The sequence below is a fragment of the Salinisphaera sp. PC39 genome, assembly GCF_040361335.1.
Lineage (GTDB): Bacteria > Pseudomonadota > Gammaproteobacteria > Nevskiales > Salinisphaeraceae > APNM01.
Genome location: NZ_APNM01000031.1, coordinates 1 through 3,414 on the forward strand (window position 1 = coordinate 1; position 3,414 = coordinate 3,414).

Genomic DNA, 3,414 nt, shown 5'->3' on the forward strand with positions numbered 1-3,414 from the left:
GTCGACCTCGCCCGCCGCCATCAGCGAGCCCACGGTGCTGTCGGTGATCGATCAAGTGGACCAGAGTCACCAATAGTATCCAATGCCCAATTGCACCAGATCAGCTCCTGACCGAGTGTAGCCAACTCGCAAATCACTTTTGGCATCGATTTGCCAGCGCATGCTTATACCAACGGATGTATCTTCAACGAGTTCGCCGTCTAGAGAAACGCCATGGCGTAGCCTTAGACGGATATCATGTTGATCCAGCGACCTTATATTGGCGAGCATCGATACATAACCTTGAGCGTACCCTTCGCCCCGACGGTCGTTTTGCAGCGCGCCACCCAGATAGAGGCCCACCAAACCTCGTTGGCCCATGTGTAATGTCCGGCCTAAGCCACCTTGCAGACGGAACACGAGGCAGTCCTCTAGACAACCCGCTTGTTGCCGCTCTAGTCCTGCGGTTAACCGCCATGCCTTGCCCCGGTCTCCGGGAAGGCCGGTGGATGAAGAATTGACGCTTTCTATGTGTATTAGGTCGATGTTGTGTATACGCAACGCGTCACCGTACCAAGCGACTTCTGCATCCAACATCGAAAGGGCGGAGTGTGGGACATGTCCCGCCGTGGCATCCAGAGGATCGTAATAAGCGGGGCGTATGCGCAGGGTCAGACCACGACCAAGGGTGCTGTCATGAATGATGCTCGCCTGTAGGTAGCTAGGCGCGCGACCCTCGTGCGGAGCGGTAGGACGTTGGGCGGGTGTGCGCGCATCTTTCTGCGGCGGCAGGGCAAAGCGTGCATCCAAAACCTTGCGATACCCTTTGCGCACCGGGTGTTCCGGCAGCATCTCATCTTCAAGTCGGTATCGATAGTAGTCAATCAAGGTAGCGAGCACATCCGTGCGTTCGGCTACCGGCAGCGCCTGGAATTCAGCCTCATCCAGATAACCCGGGTCATGAACAATCCTAGAAACGATTTGTTTTGCCTCGGGATCCAGGGCCTTAAAGCTGGCGTAAAAGCGTGATTGACGAGACGGCCGATAATGAACGGCTGCAACCAAGGGTTTCCCGTGTCGGCGGCTACGTGCCAGGTTCCGAATGACGCTTTGGGGAATCGTCCATGGGCGCTGCTTGGGGGTCAATGCGAGCCCTTCTATTACCTCTAGTATTTCCGCCATGCGGTAAGCACAGTTCTCACGAAAAAAATAATAAGGAAACTTCTTGCCTATCAGTTCCCAGGCATGGGCAGTGATTAAGTCGACCTCCGCCTGTTTCAGCCTGAGTTCATATTCCCAGAGATCGCGCTGTTCATGTTCGCCGTAGTTGTGGTTGTGCTGAAAATACTCGATGTGGCTAAAACCACCATCATAACCACCGAACACGCCGTTCAGTATGTATGAAACCGGGTCGACCTGATCCGGGACAATAGCCCCATAGTTAACGCTGACATCGAGCAGATCGGCGCTGTGGCTCGTCTGCGGCGCATTGAATTTCAGGAGTAAATGACCGTAATAGGACGCTGGATTAGACAAATAGCCGGTCACGAACACGACGCTGATGGAACGGGTGCCTTCCGCTCCATTCCACTCCTCAAATGTGGTGCAATGAATGGTGGGAATGCTCGTTTTCTTCATGGACAGGTTGCGTCGCAACCAAAGCCACCGCGCTGGGAAACGGCATTGCGCATGCTGATTCGGATCGTCCCCAGTAACGGGCGCAAGCATCGCTTGCAAGGTGGCCACCAATTCGGCCCGTGGATCCACTCTGCCTTTGTCCGCCAGGAAGAAGCTGTCTGAGACGACTTCGCTGCGGTACCCGCTGGAGGTATCTTGATTGGTTTCGTAGTGAACCAATCGTAACCAAGCACTCTCCTCGTGCAGCTTTTCGGTTTGCAATGTCGTCAGAAACCTTTCGGTATCTGCGCTTGCCGCTGCCGAGAAGACCAATATCGCCAATAGGAGATGATTCGCTTGGTTACTGCGCATGAGTGAGGCAATAAAACGCCGCCGGACGGAGAATCCCCATCCGGCGGCACCATGCAGGAAAGGCCGTGCCCGATAACTCTAGGAGGTACAGGCTTGCGCGAAGTCGCTATCGACCCGATTAGTCAGAATCTGGTAGTAGTTCTCGGCCTTGTCCAACCTGGAGCGTTGAGCATAGCCGTCGGAGGTGATCATATGGGCCACTTGCGGGCGAATAGCCGATACGACCTCGTCATGCGAAGCCGTGTTGCAACCGTAGATTTCCAGCATGGAGACCAGGTGCTCGCCCTGCCCATGCGCGGTCTCCTCGATTACGTTGTCGTACATATCGTTGATGAAGTGGGCGACCTTGGCCCTCTTGCCATTACAGGTTTCCGGGCTAGCGGTAGCTGAAGTAACAGCCGTGGTACCGACATCCCATATCACGTTGGAGGTGACAGCCGCCCAATGAGTAGTCGGAAACAAGGCCGCGCCGATACCGCAATCGGAAAACGGATTGGGGCCACTGCCAACCTGCTGATCGTCTTCTGCGAGTGTTAGCGGACTAAACAAAATCAGCGATAACAGACTTATTGTAGTCACGGTATTTTTCACTATATCCATATATTACACTCCATTTTTCAAGGTTACGAATTAAATCAATCATGATGTAAAAGCACATCAAAATATGATGCTTATCTAACTGTACAAAAAAGAAATTTTCACAACGAGACCAGCCGTTAGAGGATATATCTAGCTGCAGATTTCACGCTCTAGAGTCTATTTTGACAGGTTTCCTTAATTATCGTGGCTCACAACAGCAAGGATGAAACTGTGCGCTTACATGTTCCAAGACTGGCCCCATTCTGGCCATGAAAAACGGATTTCGCTTTGAAAGGTCCGGACAAATTCCCCGCGTCAAGTCACGGACAGACATGAAGCTGCCGTCGACGAGCGAAGCCGCACCGGCCGACCGGTAGAGGGATAACTAAAGAGAAAAGAGATATGCGTGCAGTTCTGCCCTCCTTGGCGGACGATCCAGGCTTAAGGCTTGGGGGAACAATGCCGTTGCCCTGCGTCGCTCAGTCTGGGCGGTGCTTGTCACTAGCACTCCCAGCCTTACTCTGAATTCGAAATTAGGGCAATGGGAAAATCGATGTCAAACGCGATGCCGTGAGTAAACGCCTATTTGTCGTCACGCCAAATAAAAACAAAAAGTTACGGCAGCTAGTGGAACAGGGCTATGTGATTACGATGGCCAGCCTAGCGCACCCATTTTTCCCACATCGTCCCGATCGGAGACACCGGCATCCAGTATCCAGCCATTGATCAGCGCCGCCGGCGTGACGTCGAAGGCGGGGTTGTAGACCGGCGCGTCAGCCGGGCTCCACTCGACCCGGCAATAGGGGCCGGCGACGCCGCGCAGTTCCACGGGGTCCCGCTGCTCGATGGGGATGGCGGCGCCGTCGG

General features: G+C 54.1%; 2 protein-coding genes and 1 pseudogene. All 3 read right to left on the reverse strand.

Going from position 1 to position 3,414, the window contains the following annotated elements; all coding sequences use genetic code 11:
- Window positions 1–66 precede the first annotated feature (66 nt).
- Complete coding sequence (locus PC39_RS16570; protein ID WP_353254527.1) at window positions 67–1,938, reverse strand: Lnb N-terminal periplasmic domain-containing protein; 1,872 nt, start codon at window positions 1,936–1,938, stop codon at window positions 67–69.
- Window positions 1,939–2,046: 108 nt separating this feature from the next.
- On the reverse strand, window positions 2,047–2,568 hold the full coding sequence (locus PC39_RS16575; protein ID WP_353254528.1) for a DUF3015 family protein: 522 nt from the start codon (window positions 2,566–2,568) through the stop codon (window positions 2,047–2,049).
- 625 nt (window positions 2,569–3,193) lie between these two features.
- A pseudogene (locus tag PC39_RS16580) lies at window positions 3,194–3,414 on the reverse strand (S-methyl-5-thioribose-1-phosphate isomerase); the annotation flags it as partial.